This is a genomic window from Kitasatospora sp. NPDC059599 (genome assembly GCF_042735125.1).
Lineage (GTDB): Bacteria > Actinomycetota > Actinomycetes > Streptomycetales > Streptomycetaceae > Kitasatospora.
The window spans coordinates 1-1,557 of sequence record NZ_JBHWCL010000305.1 but is presented as its reverse complement, the minus strand read 5'-3'; the positions used below and the strand labels follow the sequence as shown (position 1 = coordinate 1,557).

Genomic DNA, 1,557 nt, shown 5'->3' with positions numbered 1-1,557 from the left:
GCGGAGGAGTTGGTGGTGTTCGTGGTCGGTGAGGGTGTTGATGTGGTGGATGGGGGTGTCGGGGTTTTGGGTGATGGTGTGGAGGAGGTTGTGGAGTCGGGTGGTGAGGTTGTGTGCGGTGTGGTGGGTGAAGAGGTCGGTGGCGTATTCGAGGTAGCCGTCTATTCCGGTGGGGGTGCCGTTGGTGTCGGTGTGTTCGACGAATCCGAAGGAGAGGTCGAATTTGGCGATTCCGGTGAGGAGGGTTTGGGTGCGGGCGTGGAGGTGGGGGAGTTGGGTGGTGGGGTGGGGGTCTCCTTGGAGGGTGATCATGGTTTGGAAGAGGGGGTGGCGTGCCATGGTGCGGGTGGGGTTGAGGATTTCGACGAGGCGTTCGAAGGGGATGTCTTGGTGGGTGTAGGCGGCGAGGTTGGTTTCTTTGGTGCGGTGGAGGATGTCGCGGTAGGTGGGGTTGCCGGAGGTGTCGGTGCGCAGGACGAGGGTGTTGACGAAGAATCCGACGAGGTTTTCGAGGTTGTGGTCGGTTCGTCCGGCGATGGGGGTGCCGATGGGGATGTCGGTGCCGGCGCCGAGGCGGGTGAGGAGGGTGGTGAGGGCGGCCTGGAGGACCATGAAGAGGCTGGTGCCGGTGGTGTGGGCGAGGTGGTTGAGCTGGTGGTGGAGTTGGGGGTCGAGGTGGAAGGTGGTGAGTTGGCCGTGGTGGCTGGCTTCGGCGGGTCGGGGGTGGTCGTAGGGGAGTTGGAGTTCTTCGGGGAGGTTGTGGAGGGTTTGGCGCCAGTAGTCGAGTTGGCGGGTGGCGAGGGGGGTGGGGTTGTTTTCGTCGCCGAGGAGTTGGTTTTGCCAGAGGGTGTAGTCGGCGTATTGGACGGGGAGGGGGGTGCGGGTTTCGGTGTGGTGTTCGGTGTGGTTTTGGTAGGCGGTGAGGAGGTCGGTGAGGAGGGGGGTGACGGATTCGCCGTCGGCGGCGATGTGGTGGATGACGATGGCGAGGGTGTGGTCGGTGGGGCTGGTGGTGAAGAGGTGGGCGCGGATGGGGGGTTGGGTGGCGAGGTCGAATCCTTGGCGGATGGTGTGGTCGAGTTGGGTGGGGAGGTTTTCGGGTGTGGTGTGGGTGGTGGGGAGTTGGGGGGTGGCTTGTTCGGGGGTGAGGATGTGTTGGTGGGGGGTTCCTGCGGTGGTGGGGAAGGTGGTGCGGAGGGTTTCGTGGCGGGTGGTGAGGTCGGTGAGGGCTTGGTGGAGGGCGTGGTGGTCGAGGTGGCCGGTGAGGTGGATGACGAAGGGGATGTTGTAGGTGGGGCTGGGGCCTTGGAGTTGGTTGAGGAACCAGAGGCGTCGTTGGGCGTAGGAGAGGGGGAGCCGTTCGGGGCGGGTGGCCGGCTGGAGGGTGGGGCGTAGGTCGGTGGTGGTGTCGTCGCAGTGGGGGGCGAGCTGGGCGATGGTGGGGGCTTCGAAGAGGGTGCGCAGGGGGAGTTCGGCGTTCAGGGCGGTGCGGATGCCGCTGATCAGGCGGGTTGCGAGCAGGGAGTGTCCGCCGAGTTCGAAGAAGTTGTCGTCGAT

The 1,557-nt window shown here is 65.2% G+C and carries 1 protein-coding gene; it reads right to left on the bottom strand.

Going from position 1 to position 1,557, the window contains the following annotated elements; all coding sequences use genetic code 11:
- Positions 1–1,557 (bottom strand): condensation domain-containing protein (locus ACFV04_RS43705; protein WP_380536650.1); only part of this gene is annotated, 1,557 nt, incomplete at both ends.